This window comes from Halobaculum roseum (assembly GCF_019880245.1).
Classification (GTDB): Archaea; Halobacteriota; Halobacteria; order Halobacteriales; family Haloferacaceae; genus Halobaculum; species Halobaculum roseum.
Map to the genome: position 1 here is coordinate 1776457 of NZ_CP082286.1, position 24308 is coordinate 1800764.

Here is a 24308-nt window from a genome sequence, read left to right on the forward strand (position 1 = left end):
CACGGGCCGGACGGCGGGTGGTCTACTCCGGCTTGAGACCGCCGTCCTGGACGCGCATCACGGCCTCGCCGTCCGCCAGGTTCGGCGCGTCGACGAGCCGCACGATCCGCTTGTCGCCCTTCGACTTGCGGAGGTAGATGCGGAACGTCGAGGTGTGACCCAGGATGTTGCCGCCGATCGGCTGGGTCGGGTCGCCGAAGTAGGAGTCGGGGTTGGAGGCGACCTGGTTCGTCACGAGCACGACGCAGTTGTAGAGGTCGCCGATGCGCATCAGGTCGTGGAGGTGCTTGTTGAGCTTCTGCTGGCGCTCGGCGAGCTCGCCGCGGCCGACGTACTCGGCGCGGAAGTGGGCAGTCAGCGAGTCGACGGTGAGCATCCGGACGGGCCAGTCGGTGTCCTCGTGCTCGCTCGCGAGCTCCTTCGCCTTCTCGGCCAGGAGGATCTGGTGGTTGGAGTTGAACGCCTTCGCGACGTGGATGTGGTCGAGGAAGTCCTCGACGAGCGTCCGCATGTCGTCGTCGTTGTCCGGCGATCCCTCGATCTCGCGGCGCTCGAACTCCCGTTCGAGGATCTCGTCGTCCAGCCCGCGGACCATGTCGTCGATCCGCTCGGGGCGGAACGTGTCCTCGGAGTCGACGAAGATCGCCGCGCCGTCGAGCCCGCCGTCGTCCTTGGAGAGCTGGACGTTGACGGACATCTGGTGGGTCACCTGCGACTTGCCGGCGCCGAACTCGCCGTACACCTCGGTGATCGACTGGGTCTCCAGGCCGCCGCCGAGCAGGTCGTCGGCCTCGTCGATCTGCCAGGAGAGCTTGCCGATCTGCTCGCGTCGCTCCAACACCTGCGCGCCCGACTCGAAGCCGCCCACGTCGGCCGCCTTGCGGGCGCCCTGGATGATGTCGTTCGCCGTCGAGTCGCCGATGTCGGCCGTGTTGCCCAGCTCGGCGGGGCTCGCGACCGCGATGCTCTGGTAGCTGTCGAAGCCGGCCTCGACGAGCTTGTCTGCGGTCGCGGGGCCGACGCCGGGGAGTTCCTGAAGGTCGTCTTCTGCCATCGTACCCCGTCCTTGCCCGGCTCCCCTCATAAACCCTCGTTAACAGTAGAGTGAAAGTGAAACTGCGGTACGCCGACGGGTCGATCACGAACGGTGTCCGAGGGTTCAGAAGCGATGGGGAGTCGAACGCGGTGCGGCCGTGGCGGTCCGGCTGTCGGGATGGACGGTCGAGGCGGCCGGGATTGCCGGAGTGTGCGGGGTGTAGGAGGTGAACGGGGCGTAGGGGTGGACGGGGAGGGCGGTGAGTCGACCGGGGCTACTCCCAGGGGTGGCCGTTCGGGACGCTCGGCCACAGCGGGTACCAGTACTCCTTGTCCGACTCGATGCCGAGTTCGCCGTCGAGCACCGATTCGAGCTTGAACTCCAGCTTGGAGTCGCGCTCGCTGGTCGACTCGGGGGCGAACGGGTAGTACGCGCCTCGGCGGAACGAATAGATCCAGTAGGCGTGCCGGTCGGCGTCACCGCCGTCCACGAAGCCGAAGAGGGCCGCCAGCAGCCGCGAGCCGTAGCCCCGCTCGACGAACTCGTCGGCAGCGAAGTGGACGGACGTGACGAGGTCCTCCGGGTCGTCGTCGGCGAGGACGACCCAGTGGTAGCCGTGGTCGTCCTCGTGGCGGCGGAACGTCGTCCCCGTCTCCTCGCTGCCCGCGTCGAGGATCGACTCCACGGCGTCGACCGTGTCGGCGAAGTCGGTCGAGTCGACCGACGAGAAACACAGCGCGGCCTCGCCGACGGGGTCGAACCCCAGGTCCGCCTCCATCGTGACGTAGGCGGTGCTCATGCCGAACAGGTCCTCGGGGTCGGCGTCGCTGACGGCGTCGGCTTCCGCGCGCGAGCCGAGCACGGATCTGAGTGTGTCGAGAATCCCCATTGGCGCTGTCGGTACTGCGAGGGGAGCCGTGTTCAAGCCGTCGCTCGCGCGCGTACGCTTCCGCGTCGGAACAGCGGGTCGTCGGCGCCGTCAGTTCCCCTGGATCGCGTCGATCACCATCGCGGCGGCGACGACCGCCTCCTTCGGCACACCAGTCGCGTCGTCGATGGTGATCTCGTAGGTATCCGCCAGCGAGAACTTCCCGGCGATCGTGCCGACGTGGGCGCCGTTCGCGTCGGTGATCTCGTACCGGTGGGGGATCAGCTCGCCGAACGGGAGGACGTTCCGTGCGATCGTCGTCACGGCGCCGCGGGAGTCGATCCGCGCGATCGCCGCCTCCGTCTCGGCGTCGCGGATCGTCCACGTGTCCTGCAGGATCGAGTAGTCGTTGTCGAGGATCACGAGCTCCTCGCCCGTTCGCGAGTCGGCGAGGACGTAGTTGCCGGCGACGTCGAGCATCCCCGCCGCCTTCACGGTGAACACCTCGTTCCCGTCGGCGTCGACGAACGGGAACTCCTCCTTCAGCTTGAACATCTTCTGTTTGCCCCGGAGGACGACGTCGCCGGCGGCGTCGACCGCGCGGTACTTGTTGCGCACGAGGCTCTGGACGACGGTGTAGGTGTCGTCGGTGAGCTCGATCCCGGAGATGTCGTACGTGCGGTCGCTCATACGCGTCCGTTCCGCGGGTTCGTATTTCAAGCTTCACACCGGCCGGGAGAATCCGTCCCGATCCGCGGAACGCGAACCTCGGGCCCGATCAGGCCGTCTCGAACTGCCGTTCGAGTTCCTGCAGCCGGTCGACGCGCTTCTCGGTGCTCGGGTGCGTCGAGAACAGCTTCCCGACGAACCCGGACCGGATCGGGATGACGAAGAAGGCGTTCATCTCGGCGGTGTCGCGCAGGTCCTCCTGGGGGACCCGTTCCATCCCGCTGTCGATGGTCATCAGCGCCGAGGCGAGCGCGCCCGGCTTGCCGGTGATGGCCGCGCCGCCGCGGTCGGCCGCGAACTCGCGGTACCGCGAGAGCGCGCGGATGAGCAGGAACGAGATCACCCACACGACCAACGAGACGAGGATGGCGACCAGCACCGGCGCCTGGTTGCCGCCGCGACCCTCGCCGCCGCCGAACAGCCAGCCCCAGCGTACGACGATGAACGCCAGCGTCGAGAGGAACGACGCGATGGTCATCACCATCACGTCGCGGTTCTTGACGTGTGCCAGCTCGTGGGCGAGCACGCCCTCGAGCTCCTCGTCGTCGAGGGTCCGCAGGAGGCCGGTCGTCACGCAGACGGTCGAGTTCTTCTGGGAGCGACCCGCGGCGAAGGCGTTCGGGACGCGCGTGTCCGCGACCGCGACCGTCGGCTTCGGGAGGTCGGCTTGCTGGGATAATCGGGTGATCTTCCGGTGAAGTTCGGGATACTCCTGCTCCGACACCTCCTTCGCGCCCATCGAGTACAACGCGAGCTTGTCGCTGAAGAAGAACTGCCCCAGCGAGAACAGCCCCATCACCAACACGATGCCGAGCAGTCCCACGTACTGGGACAACACCGCGATGAACACGATGTAGAGGGCGAACAGCAGGAACCCGGTCAGGACCATCCGGCCCCGCAGGCCCCAGTCTGTCTTCCATTCCATACCCCACAGTACCGGACCCACGGCTTAAACGCTGTCGCGGACCGGCGAAAATCGACCGGACTTATATGCCGACGGCGAGGAGTGCACGTGTGGTCGAGGCACTGTTGGTCGTCGGGGTGGTCGTCGCGGTGTTCGTCGGCTTCAACATCGGCGGGTCGTCGACCGGGGTCTCCTTCGGCCCCGCGGTCGGCAGCGGCACCCTCTCGAAGACGGCCGCGGCTGCGCTCATGTCCGCGTTCGCGCTCGCGGGCGGGTGGACGGTCGGCCGCAACGTCATCGAGACGATGGGCGGGGAGATCGTCCCGTCGTCGGCGTTCACGCTCGCGGCGAGCGTCGGCGTCCTCTTCTTCGTCGGGGTGGCGCTGTTGATCTCCAACACGTTCGGCGTCCCCGCCTCCACGTCGATGACGGCCGTCGGCGCGATCGCGGGCCTCGGCGCGGCGACGGGGACGCTCAACGCCGACGTGATGCTCCGGATCGTCGGCTGGTGGCTCGTCGCGCCGGTCGTCGCGTTCTGGATCTGTGCGGTCGTCGGCCGGTACTTCTACCCGTATCTCGACGCCGCCTTCGCGATCGACCGATCGGCCGGCGGCGTCGTCGAGTTCGACGGCGTGCGACCCGGGATCGCGCCCGGGGCGACCGGCCGCGAGGTCGTCGGCACGGCCGCCGTCCTCGTCATCGCCTGTTACATGGCGTTCTCGGCGGGCGCCTCCAACGTCGCCAACGCGGTCGCGCCGCTTGTGGGCAACGGCTCGGTGTCCGCGGGCCAGGGCGTGCTGCTGGCGGGCGCGGCGATCGCCGTCGGCGCGTTCACCATCGCCCGCCGGACGCTCGACACCGTCGGCAACGACCTCACCGACCTCCCGCTGCTGGCGGCGCTCATCGTCGAGGTGGTCTCGGCGAGCCTGATCACCTTCCTCTCGGCGATCGGGATCCCGGCCTCGCTGGCCGTCTCGGCGACGATGTCCATCGTCGGGCTCGGCTGGGGTCGCGCGACCCGGACGACGACGCTCGGCGACGCGGTCAGCGGCGCCGTCGGCGGCGCGCTCGGCGGCGACGGGGACCGGACCGACCGGCAGCGTCCCGAGGTGTCCGTCGACGCGCTCGCGGCCGAGCGCCCCGACGCCGCCGACGGCGTCCCCGGAATGGGCGAGGAGCGCGGGGAGGAGCTCCTCGCCGAGGACCTGTTCGACGCCGGAACGACCGGCCGTGTCGTCTCCTTCTGGATCTTCACCCCGACGGTCTCGTTCGTCTGCTCGTACGCGCTGTTCGCGCTCACGCCGGTGTGACCTCCGACGCCGCGGTTCGAACCCTGACGAACGTGCCGTTCGATCGCGATCGTCGGGACCCCCGGATCGTCGGTTTTGGCGTCCCTAAAGCCGTCTGGGCCTCGATATCTCCTACGAGATAGCAACAACTAATGGTGCGGCCGGCGAAACGCGGGACGAAATGCCCACGGTCGAATACCTTAACTACGAAGTGCTGGACGACAACGGCTGGGACCTCGACGACGACGACCTCTTCGACAACGCCGCCGACGCGGGGCTGGACGCCGAAGACTACGGCGAGCTCGACGTCAACGAGGGCGAGTACATCCTCGAGGCCGCCGAGGCCCAGGGGTACGACTGGCCGTTCTCGTGTCGCGCCGGCGCCTGCGCCAACTGCGCGGCCATCGTGAAGGAGGGCGAGATCGAGATGGACATGCAGCAGATCCTCTCCGACGAGGAGGTCGAGGACAAGAACGTCCGCCTGACGTGCATCGGTTCGCCGCAGGCCGACGAGATCAAGATCGTCTACAACGCGAAGCACCTCGACTACCTCCAGAACCGCGTCATCTGAGCGCGGCGACCGCCCCGACGTTCTCCGTTTATCCTCCCGTCAGCGACGCGTCCGCCGCCGACACACCGGCGACGGCGCGTTTTCACGCCCGAGACCTGGACGGCAACGCCTAACTCGTCGGGCGCGCGCGACGGGGTATGAACGTGCTCGGCGTCGCCACCGCGGCCGACCTCCTCCGGCTGCTCGTGATCCCGGGGTTCGCGTGGGCCGCCTACCGCGACATCCGCACCCGCCGCGTCGCGAGCTCCCTCTGGCTACCGCTGCTCGCGATCGGCGCGCTGGCGCTCGTCATCGACGCGACGGCGGCGTTCCCGTTCGACGGCTACGCCGGGCGGCTGTTCCTCGTCCGGGTCGGGTTCTCGATCCTCTTTCTGGTCCCCTTCTCGGTGCTCGCCTACCGGATGGCCGCCTTCGGCGGCGCCGACATGAAGGCGCTCGTCGTGCTCGCGGTCGCGTTCCCGACGACGCCGGCGTACGTCGTTCCGCTGTGGATCCTCCCGGACGTGACGTGGCTGCACACCGTCGGCTTCCCGGCGTCTCCCTCGGCGCTCGGCGTCACGGCGATGTCGGCGCTGACGAACGCGGTGCTGTTCGGCGCCGGCTACGTCGCCCTGCTGTTCGCGTCGAACCTCGCCGCCGGGCGGTTCTCGCCGGCGATGGTCGTCGGCCGGTGGACCGGCGTCGAGGACCTCCCGGAGGTGCACGGGCAGCTCATCCGCGTCGACGGGCTGCGCCCCGAGCGCGGCCTCGACCTCGACGCCCTCCGGATGTACCTCCGCTGGCGGGGCAGCACCCTCGCGGCCGTCCGGGACGACCCGGACCGCCACCGCGACCCGGCCTCGGTCGGCGAGACGCGGCCGCCGACCGACGGCGCGGTCCACGACGGCCCGCGGACGGACGGGGGCGTCGACGACGGCGGGTTCGAGTTCCCCGAGTCGGACGCGGAGTCGCCCGCTACTGACGCCGCCGCCGACGATCGGACCGCCGACGCGGGAGCCGAGACGGACGCCGCCGCCGGCGACACCGACGACCCGTGGGCCGCCGAGCGGTTCCTCGACGAGATCGATGGAAGCGCCTACGGCACGACGCCCGAGACGCTGCGCGAGGGGCTCGACCGCGTCACGACCGAGGACGCGCTGTGGGTGTCGCCGGGGCTCCCGTTCCTCGTCCCGCTGTTCGGCGGGCTCGTGCTCGCGCTCACCTACGGCGACGTGCTCACGGTCGCGCTCGGGGCGCTGGGGCTGGTGTGAGTCGCGACGGACCGACCCGACACACGCGGTCCGCGGCGGACCACGCACAAGACCTATCCGCGACTGCACCGACCTCACGGGCGATGAGTGATTCCCAGACCGCCGCCGGGAGCGACGACGGCGTGGCGGTCGACTTCGGCGACGACGGGCTCGTCCCCGCGGTCGCACAGGACGCCGACTCCGGCGAGGTGTTGATGCTCGCGTACGTGAACGAGGAGGCGCTCGACCGGACGCGCGAGACGGGCCGCGCGCACTACTACTCGCGCTCGCGCGAGGAGCTGTGGGAGAAGGGCGCCACCAGCGGGCACACCCAGGCGGTCCGCGAGGTCCGCGTCGACTGCGACGCCGACGCCCTGCTGTACCTCGTCGAGCAGACCGGCGGCGCCTGCCACACCGGGCACCGGTCGTGCTTCCATCGAACGGTCGACGGCGAGCACGTCGGCGAGCGCGTGTTCGACCCCGACGCGGTGTACGAGTGAGGGATGGCACGCGACACAGCCGGCGACGCCGGTAACTCCGGAACGTCGGGACGCTCCGGCGCGGCCGGCGACACCGCGGACCGCCCCGACCCGCTGCCCGAGGCCGAGCGCGACGCCGCCGACCTCGCCGCCGAACTCCGGGAGGCCCGCGAGCGCCGCGACGACGCGGTCGCCGCCGTCGAGGAGCACGGCGAGTCGACGCTCGCGACCGTCCGCGACGCCCTCCGGCGCGCCGACCGCCTGCTGGACCGCTACGTCGACTCGGCGACCGGCACCGGCGATTTCCAGGCGTACGTCGAGTTCCAGGGCGAGTTCGCGGCCGTCGTCGAGGACCTCGACGAGGACGTCCCCGGCCACGACGCCTTCGAGCAGGCCAACGAGGCCGTCGACGGCCGGCGGCTCTCGGAGTCCGACTTCGAGCGCGCCCGCGAGGCGCTCTCGCCCGCCCGCGAGCTCGCCCACCGGCTGGCCGAGCGCGAGGACGCCGAGGAGGCGGTCCACGAGGCGACGCGGGAGGCGAACCGGCGACTCGGCGCGCTCGACGACCGCATCGACGAGCTGGAGCGGCTGGTCGAGCTGGGCGAGGCGGACCCGACCGCGCCGACCGAGGAACTCCGCGAGCCGATCGCCGCCTACAACGACGCCGTCCGCGACGCGTTCGCCGAGTTCCGTCGGGAAGCGCCGGCCCGCGAGCTGCTGGCGTTCGTCGCCGACGCCGCCGAGTCGCCGTTCGTCGACTACGCCGCGCCGCCGTCGGAGCTGCTCGCCTTCCTCGACTCGTCGCCGGCGGACGGGGCGTCGCTGCCGGACCTGCTCGACTACGCCGACTACTCCGCCTCGAAGCTGGACCACTACGTCGAGGACCCGGGGACGTTCACCGCGCGGGTGCGACCCCACCGCACGTACCTCGAACGGCTGTCCGCGGAGCCGCTGACGGTCGACTGGCCCCCGCCGTCGGCCGAAACACTGCGGTTCCGGCGCGAGGAGCTCGTCTCGGTCGTCGCCAAGTTCGCGCCCGAGGGGACCGTCGCCCGCGCCCGCGAGCTGCGCGAGGTCGCCGACCACTCCGACTACGCGCGGCTCCGCCGCGCCGCCGAGTCCGAGACCGAGCTGTCCGACGCGGAGGTCGAGCGCGTCGCCTCGGGCGAGGCGGCCGCCGAGCTGGTCGAGGCGCGCGAGCGACGTGAGTTGCTGGCGGACACGCTCGACGAGCCGGACGCGTGAGGACGGTCGGGGGCGCCCCCCCGGCAGTCGGCTCGGTTCAGTTCACAGCGGCCGCGCGTACACCGCCGTCGGGTACGACTCCCCGCCCACCTCGAACGCCGACGCGCCGATCCGCTCGAACCCGCGCGCCTCGTAGAACTCGCGTGCGGCGCGGTTCTCCGTGAACGTCTCCAGCACCAGCCGCGAGCACGCGTCCGGGACGCGGTCGACCGCGGCCTCCAGCAGCGCCGAGCCGACGCCCGCGCCCTGCGCGTCGGGGTCGACGTAGATCGCCCGCAGCTCCGCGTCGTCGCGCTCGCAGAACGCCTTGCGCCCGTCGCCGACCACCGCGTCTGCGAACCCGACGACCGCCCCCGGCTTTCGGTCGACGGCGACGAGGAATCTCCGGCCGTCGCCGGTCGCGCGGTCGTACCGGTCCTGTAGATCGACGCCCTCGGGGACCGTCATCGCCTCCAGCCGCTCGGCGGGGAGGATGTCGGCGTAGGCGTCGCGCCAGGCGGCGCGGTTGACGACCAGCGCCGCCCGGAACTCCGTCGGCGAGGCGACCGGCCGAACCTCGATGTCCATACGCGAGACTCGGGGTCGGCGGGAGGAAAGGGTTCGGGGGGTGTGCCGGGGGTCCTCGCCGGGGACGCCCGGGGCACGGCGTCGCCGGCGACGCGGTCGTCGGTCGGCTATTCCGGGGTCGTCGGCCGGCTACGCCGCGGCGTCGGCCTTCGCCGCTTCGAGGGCCTCCCGGACATCCCGCGCCAGCGACGCGGCGCGCTCGGGGTCGGCGGACTCGGCGTACACGCGCACCTTCGGCTCCGTTCCGGAGGGTCGCACGAGCACCCACGCGTCGCCGTAGTCGAGCCGGTAGCCGTCCTTCGTGTCGGGCTCGGCGTCGGCGTCGGCCGCGTACGCCTCGGCGGCCTCCAACATCGCGTCCAGTTGGTCGTCGGAGTCGTACGAGAGGTTCTCGCGGACGTTCGTGTAGTCCTCGTACGGGGCGACGATCTCGCCCACCGTGGCGTCGCGCTCGGCCAGCAGCTCGAGGAACTTCGCGGCGATGAACGCGCCGTCGCGCACGAGCCGGTAGTCGGGGAAGAACACCCCGCCGTTGCCCTCGCCGGCGATGGGGACGGACTCGCCCTCGCGCCACAGCTCCTTGATCCGGGTGATGATGTTCGTCGAGCCGATGGGCGTGAGTTCGAGGTTCGCGCCGGCGGCCTCGCACACGTCGACGAGCCGCTGGGAGACGTTGACGGCGGCGACGGTGGTGTCGCCCTCGCCCAGATCGCGGGCGGCGAGCGCCGCCAGCGAGGCGTCGCCCTCGACGTACTCGCCGGCCTCGTCGAAGAAGATGGCGCGGTCGGCGTCGCCGTCGTGGGCGATCCCCACGTCGGCGTCCGCGGCGCGCACGAGCCGCCCGAGGTCGTCGAGGTTCGCCTCGACGGGCTCGGGGTCGCGGCCGGGGAAGTGGCCGTCCGGCTGGGCGTTGACCGTCACCACGTCACAGCCGAGTTCGCGGAAGAACTCCGGCGAGGTGAGCGCGCCGGCGCCGTGGCCGGGGTCGAGCGCGACCGTGAGATCGGCGTCGGCGACGGCGTCGCGGTCGATCGCCTCGAGCATCTCCGCGACGTACTCGTCGTTGGCGTCGGGCACGCGGCGGGAGTCGCCCATCCGGTCCCACGACACCGTCGTCGGCTCCTCGGCCAGGAGGCGCTCCTCGACGACCTCGAGTCGGTTCACCGGGAGTTCGATCCCGTCGTCGCCGACGAGCTTGACGCCGTTGAACTCCGGGGGGTTGTGCGACGCGGTGATCATCACGCCGGGCACCGCCTCGACCTCGCAGTAGCGGACGAGGCTCGGCGTGGGGACGACGCCGAGCCGCTCCACGTCGACGCCGGCGGCGGTGACGCCGGCGGCGGCGGCGTCGGCGAACGTCCGCCCGGAGGTGCGGGTGTCGCGGCCGAGGGCGACGCGCTCGGCGTCCCACGTCGCGGCGGCGGCCGCGGCGACCCGGGAGACGAACTCCGGGGTGAACTCCTCGCCGACGACCCCGCGGGTGCCGCTCGATCCGAAGACCTTCATTCGGTTCGTGGGTCCGACGGCCGGCGGGATAGTGGTTCCGAACCGAAGCGTGGCGGGCTGGCCCGCGAATACCACCGATGACGGCGACACACGGCGGTCTGTGACACGCCAACCGACAGCGGGATTTACCACCTCCGCGGGACAACCCGTGGGCATGATCCACGCGACCGGTCCGCTGCTGTCGGTCGACCTCGACGCCCGCGAGACGACCACGGAGGAGATCGACGACGCCCTCGGCGACTTCGTCGGCGGCCGCGGCCTCGCCACGAAGCTGGCGTTCGACCGCGTTCCGTTCGACGTCGACCCGCTCGGCCCGGAGAACCGCCTCTACCTCTCGACGGGCCCGCTGCAGCACTCGCGGATGAGCTTCACCGGCCGGATGAACATGACGAGCGTCTCGCCGCTGACCGACGGGCTCGCCTCCTCGAACGCCGGCGGCTTCCTCTCGCGCAACTTCACCGCGACCGGCTACGCCGCCGTCGAACTCCGCGGCGCCGCCGACACGCCGCTTGCGGTCCACATCCGCGACGACGGGGTCGAGTTCGAGGAGGTACCCGATCTCGCGGGCGCGGAGGTGCCCGCGGTGTCCGAGTGGGCGGCCGAGGCGCACGATCTGGACCCCGAGCATCTCGCGTGCATCGGCCCCGCCGGCGAGAACCTCGTTCGCTACGCGTGCGTGATGACCAGCGAGTCGCGCGCGTTCGGCCGCACCGGACTCGGCGCTGTCCTCGGCAGCAAGAACGTGAAGGTGCTCACGTTCGACGGCGACAGCGAAGCCGACGTGGAGATCGATCCGATCCAGACGGACGTACACCGCGAGGCGGCCACCTCGGACCACGTGATGAAGCGGCAGGGCACCACCAGCGTCACCGAGTACGCCAACGCCGTGGAGGCGCTGCCGACGGAGTACTTCGCCCGCACCTCCTTCGAGGGGGCGGAGGGAATCTCGGGGGACGCCGTGGAGTCGAAGAAGTACCGGAAGGGCACCTGTTCGCAGTGTGCGTTCGCCTGCAAGCTCCCCACCCGCGACGAGGAGGCCGGCGTCGAGACGGAGGGGCCGGAGTTCGAGACGGTGATGGCGTGGGGGTCGAACCAGCTCGTCGACGACGTGGTCGAGGTGATGAAGGCCAACGACCTGTGTGACCGCCTCGGCGTCGACACCATCTCAGCGGGCGACACGATGGCCGCCTACCTGAAGAGCGAGGACGACCTCGCGAACCCCGAGCGCGCCCGCGAACTGCTCCGGAAGGCCGCCTACCGCGAGGGCGAGGTCGGCGACCTGCTCGCGGAGGGCGTCCACCGCGCCGCCCCAGAGCTGGGCGTCCAGGACTGGTCGGTGAAGAGACTGGAGTTCGCGGCCCACGACGGTCGGACACTCAACGGGCAGGGCCTCTCGTTCGCGACCTCGAACCGCGGCGCCGACCACATGTACGCCAGCTTCTACTCGAAGGAGTACCCCCTCGTCGACAAGGAACAGGCGGTCGACAAGCGCGGGCTCGACGGCAAGGCGCCGATGGTCGCCGACGCGGAGAACCACAACGCGGTCCTCGACTCGGCGGTCGCCTGCAAGTTCAGCCGCGACTTCATGACCGAGGAGCGGCTCGGGAGCCTGCTCGACGCCGACTACGACGACCTGCTGGCGGTGGGCGCGCGCGTGGTCGAACTGGAGCGAGCGTTCAACAACCGCCGCGGCTTCGACCGCGCGGACGACGCGCTCCCGTACGACATCGAGGGGTTCGAGGAGGCGCTCGACGAGTACTACGACGCGCGCGGCTGGCGCGAGGACGGCGTCGTCCCCGGGCTGGGCGAGGCCGACGCGGGGGTCGACGCCGCGAGCGCCGACGACTGAGGCGCGATGTCCGACGCTCCCGCGTCCGACTCGTCCGTGGCCGACCGATCCGCCGGCGACCGGGACCCCGTCGCCGACCGTGCGGACCGGACGGAGCGCACCGATGTCGCCGTCGTCGGCTGCGGTCCCGGCGGCGCCGTCCTCTCGTATCTGCTGGCGCGCAGCGGCGTCGACGTGACGCTCGTGGAGCGGGCGGGCACCTTCGAGCGCGAGTACCGCGGGTTCGGCTGGAATCCCGGTGTCGTCCGCCTGTTCGACGGAATGGACGTGCTCGACGACGTTCTCGACCTGGCCCACGAGACGGTCACCGAGGGGACGTTCTCGCTGTACGGCGAGCGGGTTCCCGTCCTGAACCTCGAGCTGCTCGACGCCGACTACCCGTACGTCCTGATGATGGAGCAGCCGGCGCTGCTGGAGCACCTCGTCGACCGCGCCGGCGTCCACGACGGCTTCTCGTTTCGCCCGGCCACGACCGTCACCGGCCTCCTGACCGACGACGCCGGCGCCGTCCGCGGCGTGACCGCCCGCGACCGGACGGCAGACGAGACGGTCGCGATCGAGGCGCGCTGCGTCGTCGGCGCGGACGGCCGCTACTCGACGGTCCGCGAGGAGGCCGGGATCGACCCCGGATTGTTCGACTCGCCGCTCGATCTGGTCTGGTTCAAGCTCCCGGCCGGCGCGGTCGAGACGGACGCGCAGGGGCAGATCGCCCGCGAGGGAATCCTCGTCCAGTTCGGCCTCGGGGGCGGCGAGCTTCAGGTCGGCTACCTCCTCCGGGACGGCGAGTGGCCGACGGTCCGGGAGGCCGGCTTCGACGCCTTCCGCGAGCGCGTCGCCGCCGTCGACCCCGAGGTCGCCGCGGCCGTCGGCGAGCACCTCGACGGCTTCGCCGACACGACGCTGCTGGACGTCTCGCCCGGGATCGCCGACACCTGGACCCGCGACGGCCTCCTGATCCTCGGCGACGCCGCACACGTCGCGAGCCCCATCGGCGCGCAGGGCAACCCCCTCGCCGTCGAGGACGCGGTCGTCGCTCACGACCGGCTCGTCCGGGCGCTCGCGTACTCGGAGGGGATCGTTCCGCGGTCCCGGCTCCGCGCGTTCGAGCTACGCCGGCGTCCGACGGTCGAGCGCGTGATCGCGCTCCAGCGGCGCGCCGCCGCGAACTTCGCGTTCTGGCTCGATCACGGCGGGCGCGTTCCCCCCTCGCTCGTCCGCGCGGCGGCGGTGGTCGGCCGCGGCGTGGCGCGCTCCCGGCTCGCCCGCCGGGCGGTCGAGCCGTTCGCCCTCGGCGACCGCTCCGTCACGGTCGTGCGCTCGCACTTCACGGAGTGACGTGGTCGCACTTCGTGGAGTGACCCGCGGGTCCGCCCGCCCGCGACCTCGTTCGTTCGTTCGTCCGCGACCCCCGCCCCCGTCAGCTCCCCCCGACTTTTTCAGCCCTGATAGGCGGGAGCGAACGGTTATGCGTCGCCTGAGCCGGATTCCCGACATGAACATGAAGCGGATGTCGACGCTCTCGGTCGGCATGCTGTGCGTGCTGGCGCTGGGGGCCGCGGCGTTGGTCGCCGTTCAGGTGATCTGAGGGCGTCCCGGCGCGACGCCGCCGCGGCGAACCGACGGACCCAACCCCGCCGAGCCCCTGATATCTCCCGATGGAGATACGGTTCCTCGGCGGCGCCCGCGAGGTGGGCCGCTCGTCGGTCCTCGTCGACGACGCGCTCCTGCTCGACTACGGGACGCTGACCGGGGAGCCGCCGCAGTACCCCGTCGGCCGGCCCGAGCCGGACGCCGTCGTCGTCAGCCACGGCCACCTCGACCACGTCGGGCAGGTTCCGGCGCTCCTCCGGGGCGACCGCCGGCCGCCGATCCACTGGACGCCGCCGACCGGCGAGCTGGCGCGGGTGCTCGCACGTGACACGCTCAAGCTTCGAGGATACGACTGCACCTTCACCGAGAGCCACGTGCAGCGACTCGGCGAGGTCGAGGAACGCCACGGGTACGACGAGCCCTTCACGGTCCGCGCCGGCGGCACTGAGTACGAGGTCACCTTCTACGACGCGGGCCACATCCCGGGGAGCGCGCACGTCCTCGTCGACGACGGCGACACCCGGCTGCTGTACACCGCGGACTTCCACACCGACGACACCCGCCTGCTGTCCGGGTCGACGGCGCGCCCCGACGCCGACGCGGTGATCTGTGAGAGCACCTACTCGGACGTGACCCACGAGGACCGCACCCGCGTCGAGGAGCGGTTCGTCGAGACGGTGCGAACCACCCGATACGAGGGCGGGACCGCGCTGATCCCGGCGTTCGCCATCGGGCGGACCCAGGAGGTGCTGACGGTGCTGGAGGACACCGAGATCCGCCCGTACCTCGACGGGATGGGCCAACGCGTCACCGACATCGTCCGGCGGTACCCTGAGTACGTCCGCGACCCCGAGGCGCTCCGGCGGGCGAAATCCGGCGCCAGATACGTCACGGGGAAGGACGGCCAGCGCGAGCGCATCGCCGCCGACAACGAGGCGATCGTCACCACCTCCGGGATGCTCTCGGGCGGTCCCGTGATGCGCTACCTCCCGATGTTGCGCTCGGACCCCACCAACCGCGTCTGTCTCACCGGCTACCAGGTCGAGGGGACGAACGGCCGCCGACTGCTCGAACACGGCCGCTGCGACCTCGACGGCGGCGTCGTCCCGGTCGCGGCCCGCGTCGAACTGTTCGATTTCTCGGCGCACGCCGACCGCGACGGGCTCCGCTCGTTCCTCGACGACTACCGCGGCGCGACGGTGCTCGTCAACCACGGCGACCGCTGCCCGGCGTTCGCCGAGGAACTCCGGGCCGACGGCTACGACGCGAGCGCGCCGGAACTGGGCGGGACGGTCGTGGTCTGATCCCGGGACGGTCGAGGTCCGATCCGTGGTCCGGGATCGCCAGTCCCTCGCGGGCGGGCGATGCGTTCCACTCGCGTGCGAACCGACGACGGCTATTCCCCGTTGGGATGCCCGATCGTCTCCCATGAACGACAGCGACCGGAACGACTCCGCCGACGGCCGCGCGGCCGACGGCAGCACGGCCGACCGCCGCGCGTTCCTCGGCCGGGTCGGCGCCGCCGGCGCGTTCGCGACGACGCTCGCGGGCTGTGTGGGCGCGCCCGGCGGCGGGCAGGCGACCGGTGCGACCGACACGTCCGGCACGACCGCCGGAACCGACACCGGGGACCCGACCGACACGACCGAGGAGACGGCCACCGACGAGGAGCCCGCCGGTCCCGACTCGCTGGCGACCGAGCCCGTCGCCGAGGGGTTCGACTCGCCGCTTGGACTGGAGGCGCCCGCCGGCGTCGACGGCCGCCTGTACGTCGTCGACCAGGGCGGAACGATCGCCGTCGTCGCCGGCGAGGAGCGGTCGACGTTCCTCGACGTGACCGACCGCCTGTCCCGGGCGGGCGGCGAGATGGGACTGCTCGGACTCGCGTTCCATCCCGAGTTCCCCGAGGAGGATCGCGTGTACGTCCGCTACAGCGGTTCGCTTCGCGACGACATGCCGAGCGACTACAGCCACGCGTTCGTGCTTTCGGAGTTCCGTGCGACGCCGGACGCCGCCGAGTCCGACAGCGAGCGCGTCCTCCTCGAGATCGCGGAGCCGCAGCCCAACCACAACGCCGGATCGGTCGCGTTCGGCCCGGACGGACTGCTGTACGTCGGCGTCGGCGACGGCGGCGGGTCCGGCGATCAGGGGACCGGCCACGTCGAGGACTGGTACGACGCCGTCGACGGCGGCAACGGGCAGGACGTGACCGAGAACCTCCTCGGGAGCGTCCTCCGGATCGACCCGCTCGGCGGCGACGACGTGGGCGTCGGCGGCGACGGAGATCCCTACGGGATCCCCGACGACAACCCGCTCGTCGACGGCGAGGGGCTCCCGGAGCAGTACGCGTGGGGTTTCCGAAACCCGTGGCGGTTCAGCTTCGACCGCGAGACGGGCGACTTCCTGGTCGCCGACGTGGGCCAAAGCGACTGGGAGGAGGTGAACCGCGTCGAGGCCGGCGGCAACTACGGCTGGAACGTCCGCGAGGGCTTCCATCCGTTCGACGCCGAGGAGGCGCCGACGGAGACGCCCGAGGGCGAGCCCCTGCTCGACCCGGTGTTGGAGTACCCCCACGGCGACGCAGAGGTGTCTGGCATCTCGGTCATCGGCGGCTACGTGTACCGCGGCGACGCCGTCGCCGACCTCGCGGGGACGTACGTGTTCGGCGACTACCGCCCCGGCGGCGACCTGTTCCTGGCCGAGCCGCGGGAGTCGGGTCGGTGGCCCACTCGGGCGGTCGCCACCGACGGGCTCGGCGAGGGGCTGCTCTCGTTCGGCGAGGGCCCCGACGGGGAGCTGTACGTCTGCACCGTCGGCGAGGAGGGTGGGTCGGTGCGACGGATCGTGAGCGCGTGACGCGCCCCCTGGCGCCCAAGCGATCGCTCACAGCCAGCCCTCGCGCCGGAAGTACGCGACGAGCACGAGCGCGATGCCCCCCATCCCGAGCATCGTCGCGTAGTAGGCGTACGGCCACCCGAGCTCCGGCATCGACTCGAAGTTCATCCCGAACACGCCGGCGACGAACGTGAGGGGAAGGACGATCGTCGCGACGACGGTGAGCCGGCGCATCACCTCGTTGGTGGACTGCGAGAGCGTGTTGAGGTAGATGTCGCGCGCGCCCGCGGTGAGGTCGCGGTACGTCTCGGTCAACTCGACCACCTGCACGAGGTGGTCGTACACGTCGCGGTAGTACTTCTCGGTCGCCTCGCCGACCTGGTCGGCGTCGCCCCGCGAGAGCGCGTTCACCGCGTCGCGCGTGGGCCACACGACCCGCCTGACCGACAGCAGCTCCCGCCGGAGCTCGTTGATCGCCGCGAGGGTGTCGGGGTCGGGCGCCTCGATGACGCGCTCCTCGACGGTCTCGATGTCGTTCTCCAGCTCGTCCAGCAGGTGGAAGTACCCGTCGACGACGCGGTCGACGACGAGGTAGCCCGCGAAGTCGGGCCCCCGCGCGAGCGCCCGCCTGTCGGCCCCGGCGAGCCGGTCCCACACCGCCTCGACGGCGTCGTCGCCGTCGGTCGTCACCGTCACGAGCCAGTCGTCGCCGACGAACACGCCCACCGGGCGCGTGCGGATCTCCTCCAGGAACGTCGTCTCGCCGACGCGAAAGCGCGCGGCCTTCACGAGCAGGAACGCGTACTCCTCCAGCAGCTCGGACTTGGGACGGGCGTCGCCGAGCACGTCCTCGACGTGCAGCGGGTGGATGTCGAACCGCTCGGTCACCGTCGCGAGCTCGCCCGTCGGCCGTGGGACCCGCCCCGCGGCGGCGTCCCCGTCGCGTTCGAGCATCGCCTCCCCGTCGGTCGCCTCGACCCAGATCCACGTCGTTCCGGGCGCCTCCGCGGCGGCGGTCACCTCCTCGAAGGTGGCGGCCTCGCCGGTCGTGTACGACATCGCGCGGATCATCGCGACTCGCCTCCGTCGCGCGGCACGTGCTCGGTCGCGGCCGACCCCGCCTCGCCCTCGGCGGATCCTGCCCCGTTCCGACGGTACGTAACGGCCGCGAGCGTCACGCCGACGAGCAGCCCCGCGATGGCCGCCTCCCGACCGGGGTACGGCTCGACGGTTCCGACGGCGTAGCCGGCCAGCGATAACAGCGTCAGCGTCGCCGCCGCGAGGAACGGCCCGTTCATGCGACGGCCCTCGGCGTCGGGCACCCTAACCGTTCGGGCGCGCAAAGCCCTTGAGGCGTGGTACCGTAGCTCAATGCATGTCCGTCGACGAGCCGACCCCGTCCGTCCCCGACCTGACGGCCGACGAGCGAGCCGCGCTGCACTCGATCCAGCTCGGGATCGAGCACGCACACCGGGCGTACGCCGACCTGCTCGGGTGTCACCACCGTACCGGCCACGCGATGGATCGCTTCGCGGAGGCGGAGGAACTCCTCCGGGCCGCCGGCCACGACGCGTACGCCGACGAGCTCCGCGACCGGCTGCTCCCCGCCGGGGTCGTCGAGGACCGCTGGACGTACGAGCTGGTGACGGCCTACCGGAGCAACCTCCTGAACGAGCTGGACGCCTTCGAGACGGCCGTCCGCGAGGACGTCGCCGACGGCGTCGACCACGTCGCCGAGCGCGCACAGCAGCGCGCCTGGCGGGAACGCGCGGAGTCGGAGAAGTGGACGGAGTAGGCGTCGAGCCCGACGCTCAGTCGTCGTCGACGATGACCTCGACGGGCTCGGACGCCTCGTCGTCGTCGGCGTCGCCGTCGCGGCCCGAACGCTCCTGGTACAGCAGCGCGCCCGCGACGACGAGCACCATCCACGAGCGCCAGTTCGCGAGGTTGAGCGTGTAGCCGATGCCGAACGGCTTCTCCACCAGCATGCCCTTGCCGGGCTTCCAGTACGAGGACAGGAGGCGACCGACGCTCGGCCGCTCGAAGTTGTACGGGATCCCGAAGAGCTCCCCGGTCTGGGGTTTGTCTGCCATGTCCCCGACAACGACGCCCCGCGATAAATCGTTTTGGCTCGCGTCCGACAGTTCGGCGGCGAACGTTCATCAGCGATGACGACCCAGCCACCCCGATGCGTTGAGCACCGACGCGCGCCGGGCAGCGGGTGCGAGGCCGACCGAACGGAGGCCTCGATGCGAACGGCGTCAGCCGTGAACGCGTGCGGCCCGACGGCGCGTGAGCGGCGGCCGATCGACGACGCTCGGTCGGCCGCCCCGTCCCGAACACGGCCGCCTGTTCGCCCCACCGTCACCGCCTGGTCACCCCGCCGGCGACGACGCTACTGGTAGCGACCGCGCCCCTCGACGCCGCGGAGCCGCTCCAGCACCGCCGGGTCGCCGACCGCGCGGTAGCCGTCCTCGACGGCCGCCACGAGCGTGTCGGGGTCGCTCGCGGTGCCCTCGATCGACTGCTCGAACACGTGCAGGTCCATCGCGTAGTCCTCGACGTGGTCGGAACTGAAGCCGAGGCCGAAGTCGATGCAAAACAGCCGGCCGTCCTCGGGCGCGTCCCCGCGCCCGACCCGGACGTTGCGCGTCGTCGGGTCGCCGTGGACGATCCCGGCGTCGTGGAGACGCGCGAGGTGCTCGCCGACCGTCCGGGCGCGGTCGGCCGTCAGCGCCGCCGCCAGGTCGCACTCGCCGACGAACTGCATCGCGAGCGTCGCCGCCGGCACGTCCACGTCGCGTACGAGCGGCGTCGGCACGCCGGCCTCGCGAGCGCCCGCGAGCAGCCGCGCCTCCGCGACGGTGCGGTCGCGCCGTAGCGTCGCGTCCAACTCGGGATGGCGGTACCCCTTCGGGAGCCGCCGCTTCACGACCCCGTCGCCGCGGACCTCGACGGTCGCCTCCGCGCCGCGGAGGTCGGCGTCGTCGCGGTCGTTCTCTCCGTCGTCCCCCGGACCGGCCGCGCCCGAACCGGTCGCGGTCGGCACGCGCGCGACCGACTCGCCCGAGCGCCACGTCACGGGCACCTCGTCGGGCCGGAAGTCGGGGTCGATCGCCGAGTCGGCCACGGCGACGGTGTCGCCGGCGGCGGCCATCTTCGCGCCGAGCACCGCGATCATGCCGGCGTTGTCCCGGAGGAACCGCGGCTCGGGCGCGTGGAAGTCGGCGCCGCGCTCGGCGCACATCTCCGCGAGCATCTCCCGGAGGCGCGCGTTCTGGCCGACGCCGCCGCCCAGCACCAGCTCGTCGGTGCCCGTCAGCGACAGCGCCCGCTCGCTCACCTCGGTGAGCATGGCGAAGACGTGCTCCTGCAGCGAGAAACACACGTCCTCGACGGGGACGCCGTCGTCGTAGGCGGCCTTCGCGGCGGACATGATTCCAGAGAACGAGAAGTCCATCCCCTTGACGACGTAGGGGAGCTCGACGAACTCCCCGTCTCTCGCGTGGTCCTCGATCTTCGGGCCGCCGGGGTGGCTCCAGCCGACGTGGCGGGTGAACTTGTCGAGGGCGTTGCCGACGCCGGTGTCCATCGTCTCGCCGAGCACCCGGTAGCGGCCGTCGTGAAAGCCCAGCAGGTGGGCGTTCGCCCCCGAGGCGTTCAGGCAGACGGGGGAGTCGAAGCCGGCGCGGTGGCGGCCGATCTCCAGGTGCGCGACCATGTGGTTGACGCCGACCAGCGGCACGTCGAGCGTTCGCGCCAGCGATCTGGCCGCGGTGGCGACGATGCGCAGGCACGGGCCCAGCCCGGGGCCGCGGGAGAAGGCGACGGCGTCGACGGGCGGGTCGTCGGCCGCGCGGTCGTCGTACTCCTCGCGGGCGTGTTCGAGGGCGATCTCGATCACGCGCGGGATCGCATCGCCCATGTGCTCTGCGGCCTCGCGCGGATGAATGCCGCCGCTGTCGGGTTCGTACGGGTCGGATTCGATACACACGGAGTCGGTCTCGGCGTCGAACACCGCGGCGCTGGCGCACCAGGCCGTGCCCTCGACGCCGAGGACGCGCATCCGGCGTTAGGCTTCCTCTGCCTCGGCGTCCTCGTCGCCGGCGATGGCGTTCCGCTCGAGGACGTAGTCCTGCTCCACGTCGGCGGCGTGATCGGCCGACTCGTACACCTTCGCGTAGCCGACGGTCTTGCGCATGCCGAACTTGGTGTCGAGCTCCTGGATGACGACCTCGTCGGAGCCCTTGTCGATCTTGGCGGCCAGCGAGTCGCGGACCTGCAGTCGCGCGGGCGTTGCCTCGTCGTGTCGCACCTCGAACCGGACGTCCGTCCGGTGGAGCATGGGGTTCTCCTCCTCGGAGATGATGTCGATGTCCATGGTTCAGTTGTCAGTGAGTGCGCCCGAGAGGCGGAAAAGGATTTCGAAGGGGCTGTACCCCGATTCAGCGGCCGCGAGCGGACCGTCGGTGCGTGGATCGGCTACCCGTCGAGACCCAGCGCCGCGAGCGCCGCCGCGGCGTCGCCGTCGAGTTTCCCCAACAGTTCGCGCGCCTCGCGCTTCGAATCCGGGGTCACGTTCACGAGCACCATCCCCTCGTCGGGCTGGCCGTAGACGACGCTCGCGCCCTCGGGGGCCGCGACGATCGCGGGCACCGCCGCGAGGTCCTCCTCGCCGGCGACGTGGACCACGACCGGATCGTCGCTCGCGAGCGCCTCGACCAGCGCCGAGAGCAGGTCGCGCGAGAGCGTCGCCGGCGCGTTCTCCGCCTCGATCCGGCGGTTCTCGCCGTCCAGGACGGCGGCGATCTCCTCGCCGACGGCCTCGCGCTTCGTCTTCCCGTCGATCACGGCCACGTCGGGGTCGCGGCCGGCGACGCGGAGGTGGTAGGTGACGACGTCGCCGACGGCGACGATCGGGTCGCCGGCAGCCGAGAGCAGCCGCTCGGTGTCGGTGTAGACGGGGCCCATGGGCTCTTTGAACGCGCCGCGGAGGTCGTCGGGGAGCGTGAGAAGGGTCATCCGGGTCGGCGGCCGACTCGCGCGGTCACCGGACCTTCAGCGCGTAGCTGCCCGGCTCGCTCACGTTCATCTCCGGGGCGATCTCGGAGTCCTCGGGGTGGGTGATGATGACGTAGCCGGCCCAGTCCTCCGTCAGCGACGAGGAGCCGCAGTTCTCGCACGTCTGGGCGTCGGGGTCGTTGACGAAGTGGCACTCGCGACAGGCGAGGCGGTCCTCCGCCATCAGTTACCCTCCGCGGGCGCCCCCTCGGCGCGGCGCCGAACGTCGGCCTCCAGCCACTCGTGTTTGCCGAGACCGGGCTGTTTGGCGGTGAGGCCGATCTTCGAGTCGCGCGGGTTGCGCTCGTCGATCGACTTCGTGACGACGCGCACCCGGACGGGGTCGTCGACGCCGAGCGTCCGGTCGGACTCCGTCGAGGCGAGCTGCTGGTTCTCGCCGTCGTACGCGAGGTACTCGTCGGAGATCTGCGAGACGTGCAGCAGGCCGTCCACGGGGCCGATGCCGACGAAGGCGCCGAACTCGACGACCTCGACGACGTTCCCGTCGACGACCTCCTGCATGTCCGGATCGAAGGTAACGGCGTCGAACTCCGCCTTGTAGTAAACGCCCGGTCTGTTCGGGAGGACGGCGCCGTCGCCGATCTCTTGGACCTCGATGACGCTGACAACGCTGCCGACGTCCTCGTCCATGCGTCCCTCCAACTTGTCCTGCAAGAGCTTGCGGACGCGGTCGCGGCTCACGTCCGCCAGATGCTCCGGCGGGACCTCGACCGTGTCCTTGAGTCGTACCCGTTTGTACATGCTATGGTTGTGTTATCGCGAGTGTGTTCGCGCCCCTTAAACCGATTACGCGTACGCCCCGAGCGAGGAGGCGCTCGCGCAGGGGGCGGTCGTTCGTGACGACGTAGCCGTCGAAGCCCGTGTCGGCGTCGGCGCCGGAACCGGCGCCGCCCGCCGCGAGTTCGACGACCGCGTCGTCGGCGTACTGCTGTGCCGTCTCGACCACTCGACACCGCTCGGCGAGGTCGCGGCCGACCGACGCGGCGGTGGCCTCCTCGCCGGCGCCCGCCGCGAGCGTCTCCAGCTCGGCGACGACCGCCTCCGGGGTGACGAGCTCGGGGTCGTCCACGAGACGGTCGAGCTCCTCGAACACGCGAACGCCGCACTCGACCGGCATCATGAGCGCGTTCGTGTCGAGGACGACCATCGTCACCGGCCCCGTTACTCCGTGAGGGTCCCGACGCCGATGAGGCGCCAGCGGGCGCCCATCCGTCGGTTGATCGCGATCTTCGCGCCCTCCTCGGCGCAGACGGGTCGCTTGAGGTTGACCTCGCACTCGCCCGTCCGGGCGCTGGTCACCGCGCCGACCGTGGTGGCGGTGCCGACGGTGAGCATCAGCGGCTCGCCGGTGGAGATCTCCTCGACGGCGCCCTCGCCGACGACGCGGTCGAGCAGCTCGACCTCCATCTCGAAGGCGTTTCGCGTCGGCGGGAGCGTCCCGGGCTCGCCGGCGACCTGGCCCGCGAGCGCGTCGCCCTTCGTCAGGCTGGGGTCCAGTCCGGTGCCGACGCCGAGCAGGCCGCCCGGGCCGACCGTCTCCTGGGACTGCCCGCCCGCCTGCAGCGACCGCACCGACGTCTCGATCGAGTGGTACTCCGAGGAGCCGCCCTCCTCGACCTCGCGCCCGGGACGGAGCTCGATCTCGTCGTCGACCTCCAGGGTCCCCTGCGCGAGCGACCCGCCGATGACGCCGCCCAGCAGGTCCTTCGCCTTCGTGCCGGGGCGGTTGATGTCGAACGAGCGGGCGGTGTACATCCGCGCCGAGAGCGACTCGTCGCGCTCGGGCGTCGGAATGTGCTCCTCCAGCGCCGAGATGACCAGGTCCACGTTGACGCCCTGCTGGGCGCTGACGGGGACGATGGGCGCGTCCTCGGCGACGGTGCCCTCGACGAACGCTTTGATCTGCTCGTAGTTCTCGCGGGCGCGCTCGTCGTCGACGAGGTCGACCTTGTTCTGGGCGATGACGATGTTCTCGATGCCGATGATGTCCAGCGCCATCAGGTGCTCCTCGGTTTGCGCCTGCGGCACGTCCTCGGTGGCGCTCACCACCAGCACCGCGCCGTCCATGATCGACGCTCCGGAGAGCATCGTCGCCATCAGCGTCTCGTGGCCCGGGGCGTCGACGAACGAGACCGTCCGCAGGATCTCGGTGTCGACGTCGTGCTCCGGGCACGTCTCCTCGACGGTGTAACACTCGGGCTCGGCACAGTCCGGGCATCGACGCAGCGTCGCGTCGGCGTAGCCCAGACGGATGGAGATCCCGCGCTTCATCTCCTCGCTGTGCTGGTCGGTCCAGTCGCCCGACAACGCTTGCACTAGCGTCGTCTTTCCGTGGTCGACGTGACCGACGAGTCCGATGTTCACCTCCGGTTGTGTTTGCTCCGTCACCATGGGCCTCCGAGAGTAATCTCGTTGGAACTTCGCCGCGTGCGACTGATAAAGGTGCTGTTACGGCGATGGCGACTCCGCGTGCGTGTCTCTCTGTTTCAGGGCCGCCCCGCGGGTGTCGTTTCCGGTGGAACCGACGCC

The 24308-nt window shown here is 71.3% G+C and carries 26 protein-coding genes; 10 read left to right on the plus strand and 16 right to left on the minus strand.

Going from position 1 to position 24308, the window contains the following annotated elements; translation table 11 throughout:
* Positions 1-22: 22 nt before the first annotated feature.
* From radA to htpX, 4 genes are all read right to left on the minus strand, one after another.
* Complete coding sequence (gene radA / locus K6T36_RS08980; RefSeq protein ID WP_222920986.1) at positions 23-1054, minus strand: DNA repair and recombination protein RadA; 1032 nt, start codon at positions 1052-1054, stop codon at positions 23-25.
* A gap of 256 nt (positions 1055-1310) precedes the next feature.
* Positions 1311-1925, minus strand: a complete 615-nt coding sequence (pspAB, locus tag K6T36_RS08985) for a PspA-associated protein PspAB (RefSeq protein WP_222920987.1) — start codon at positions 1923-1925, stop codon at positions 1311-1313.
* Between the two features lie 90 nt (positions 1926-2015).
* On the minus strand, positions 2016-2594 hold the full coding sequence (locus K6T36_RS08990; RefSeq protein WP_222920988.1) for an LURP-one-related/scramblase family protein: 579 nt from the start codon (positions 2592-2594) through the stop codon (positions 2016-2018).
* Positions 2595-2682: 88 nt separating this feature from the next.
* The gene (gene htpX, locus K6T36_RS08995; RefSeq protein WP_222920989.1) at positions 2683-3558 is read right to left on the minus strand and encodes a zinc metalloprotease HtpX; all 876 of its coding nucleotides are present in this window, start codon (positions 3556-3558) and stop codon (positions 2683-2685) included.
* Between the two features lie 89 nt (positions 3559-3647).
* Here htpX and K6T36_RS09000 point away from each other — a divergent pair, with 89 nt between their 5' ends.
* The 5 genes from K6T36_RS09000 to K6T36_RS09020 all read left to right on the plus strand — a co-directional run bounded on the left by K6T36_RS09000 (position 3648) and on the right by K6T36_RS09020 (position 8350).
* Positions 3648-4847, plus strand: coding sequence for an inorganic phosphate transporter (locus K6T36_RS09000; protein ID WP_222920990.1), 1200 nt, complete (start codon positions 3648-3650; stop codon positions 4845-4847).
* Positions 4848-5007: 160 nt separating this feature from the next.
* Positions 5008-5397 carry a ferredoxin Fer gene (fer, locus tag K6T36_RS09005; protein WP_222920991.1) on the plus strand — a complete coding sequence of 130 codons (390 nt, stop codon included), beginning with the start codon at positions 5008-5010 and terminating at the stop codon, positions 5395-5397.
* Positions 5398-5540: 143 nt separating this feature from the next.
* Positions 5541-6647 (plus strand): A24 family peptidase, encoded by a 1107-nt coding sequence (locus tag K6T36_RS09010; protein ID WP_222923406.1) that lies wholly within the window; start codon positions 5541-5543, stop codon positions 6645-6647.
* A gap of 83 nt (positions 6648-6730) precedes the next feature.
* Positions 6731-7126, plus strand: coding sequence for a phosphoribosyl-AMP cyclohydrolase (hisI, locus tag K6T36_RS09015; RefSeq protein WP_222920992.1), 396 nt, complete (start codon positions 6731-6733; stop codon positions 7124-7126).
* 3 nt (positions 7127-7129) lie between these two features.
* Positions 7130-8350 (plus strand): DUF7118 family protein, encoded by a 1221-nt coding sequence (locus K6T36_RS09020; RefSeq protein ID WP_225935082.1) that lies wholly within the window; start codon positions 7130-7132, stop codon positions 8348-8350.
* Between the two features lie 42 nt (positions 8351-8392).
* Here the strand turns inward: K6T36_RS09020 and K6T36_RS09025 are convergent, their stop codons facing one another.
* Positions 8393-8917, minus strand: a complete 525-nt coding sequence (locus tag K6T36_RS09025) for a GNAT family N-acetyltransferase (protein ID WP_222920993.1) — start codon at positions 8915-8917, stop codon at positions 8393-8395.
* 129 nt (positions 8918-9046) lie between these two features.
* Positions 9047-10423 carry a phosphoglucosamine mutase gene (gene glmM / locus K6T36_RS09030; protein WP_222920994.1) on the minus strand — a complete coding sequence of 459 codons (1377 nt, stop codon included), beginning with the start codon at positions 10421-10423 and terminating at the stop codon, positions 9047-9049.
* Between the two features lie 154 nt (positions 10424-10577).
* Here glmM and K6T36_RS09035 point away from each other — a divergent pair, with 154 nt between their 5' ends.
* From K6T36_RS09035 to K6T36_RS09050, 4 genes are all read left to right on the plus strand, one after another.
* Complete coding sequence (locus tag K6T36_RS09035) at positions 10578-12272, plus strand: aldehyde ferredoxin oxidoreductase family protein (protein WP_222920995.1); 1695 nt, start codon at positions 10578-10580, stop codon at positions 12270-12272.
* Positions 12273-12278: 6 nt separating this feature from the next.
* On the plus strand, positions 12279-13607 hold the full coding sequence (locus K6T36_RS09040; RefSeq protein WP_222920996.1) for an FAD-dependent monooxygenase: 1329 nt from the start codon (positions 12279-12281) through the stop codon (positions 13605-13607).
* Positions 13608-13927: 320 nt separating this feature from the next.
* Positions 13928-15166 (plus strand): MBL fold metallo-hydrolase, encoded by a 1239-nt coding sequence (locus K6T36_RS09045; RefSeq protein ID WP_222920997.1) that lies wholly within the window; start codon positions 13928-13930, stop codon positions 15164-15166.
* Positions 15167-15290: 124 nt separating this feature from the next.
* Positions 15291-16718, plus strand: coding sequence for a PQQ-dependent sugar dehydrogenase (locus K6T36_RS09050; protein WP_222920998.1), 1428 nt, complete (start codon positions 15291-15293; stop codon positions 16716-16718).
* Positions 16719-16745: 27 nt separating this feature from the next.
* Here K6T36_RS09050 and corA read toward each other — a convergent pair whose 3' ends face one another.
* The gene (corA, locus tag K6T36_RS09055) at positions 16746-17768 is read right to left on the minus strand and encodes a magnesium/cobalt transporter CorA (RefSeq protein ID WP_222920999.1); all 1023 of its coding nucleotides are present in this window, start codon (positions 17766-17768) and stop codon (positions 16746-16748) included.
* Complete coding sequence (locus K6T36_RS09060) at positions 17765-17995, minus strand: hypothetical protein (RefSeq protein WP_222921000.1); 231 nt, start codon at positions 17993-17995, stop codon at positions 17765-17767. Before K6T36_RS09060 ends, corA begins: the two co-directional genes overlap by 4 nt.
* A gap of 77 nt (positions 17996-18072) precedes the next feature.
* On the opposite strand from K6T36_RS09060, the gene K6T36_RS09065 reads away from it, so the two are divergent.
* Positions 18073-18492 carry a hypothetical protein gene (locus tag K6T36_RS09065; RefSeq protein ID WP_222921001.1) on the plus strand — a complete coding sequence of 140 codons (420 nt, stop codon included), beginning with the start codon at positions 18073-18075 and terminating at the stop codon, positions 18490-18492.
* Between the two features lie 16 nt (positions 18493-18508).
* Here K6T36_RS09065 and K6T36_RS09070 read toward each other — a convergent pair whose 3' ends face one another.
* From K6T36_RS09070 to K6T36_RS09105, 8 genes are all read right to left on the minus strand, one after another.
* On the minus strand, positions 18509-18790 hold the full coding sequence (locus K6T36_RS09070; protein ID WP_222921002.1) for a DUF5808 domain-containing protein: 282 nt from the start codon (positions 18788-18790) through the stop codon (positions 18509-18511).
* A 302-nt stretch (positions 18791-19092) separates the two neighbouring features.
* Positions 19093-20763, minus strand: coding sequence for a bifunctional N(6)-L-threonylcarbamoyladenine synthase/serine/threonine protein kinase (locus K6T36_RS09075; RefSeq protein ID WP_222921003.1), 1671 nt, complete (start codon positions 20761-20763; stop codon positions 19093-19095).
* A gap of 6 nt (positions 20764-20769) precedes the next feature.
* Positions 20770-21078, minus strand: coding sequence for a 30S ribosomal protein S24e (locus tag K6T36_RS09080; protein WP_222921004.1), 309 nt, complete (start codon positions 21076-21078; stop codon positions 20770-20772).
* A 101-nt stretch (positions 21079-21179) separates the two neighbouring features.
* Positions 21180-21719, minus strand: a complete 540-nt coding sequence (locus K6T36_RS09085; RefSeq protein ID WP_222921005.1) for a GTP-dependent dephospho-CoA kinase family protein — start codon at positions 21717-21719, stop codon at positions 21180-21182.
* A gap of 25 nt (positions 21720-21744) precedes the next feature.
* On the minus strand, positions 21745-21942 hold the full coding sequence (spt4, locus tag K6T36_RS09090) for a transcription elongation factor subunit Spt4 (RefSeq protein WP_222921006.1): 198 nt from the start codon (positions 21940-21942) through the stop codon (positions 21745-21747).
* The gene (locus tag K6T36_RS09095; RefSeq protein WP_222921007.1) at positions 21942-22520 is read right to left on the minus strand and encodes a DNA-directed RNA polymerase; all 579 of its coding nucleotides are present in this window, start codon (positions 22518-22520) and stop codon (positions 21942-21944) included. The genes spt4 and K6T36_RS09095 overlap by 1 nt, the downstream gene beginning before the upstream one ends.
* A gap of 1 nt (position 22521) precedes the next feature.
* Complete coding sequence (locus K6T36_RS09100) at positions 22522-22926, minus strand: type II toxin-antitoxin system VapC family toxin (protein WP_222923408.1); 405 nt, start codon at positions 22924-22926, stop codon at positions 22522-22524.
* Between the two features lie 14 nt (positions 22927-22940).
* The gene (locus K6T36_RS09105; protein ID WP_222921008.1) at positions 22941-24170 is read right to left on the minus strand and encodes a translation initiation factor IF-2 subunit gamma; all 1230 of its coding nucleotides are present in this window, start codon (positions 24168-24170) and stop codon (positions 22941-22943) included.
* Positions 24171-24308 lie beyond the last annotated feature (138 nt).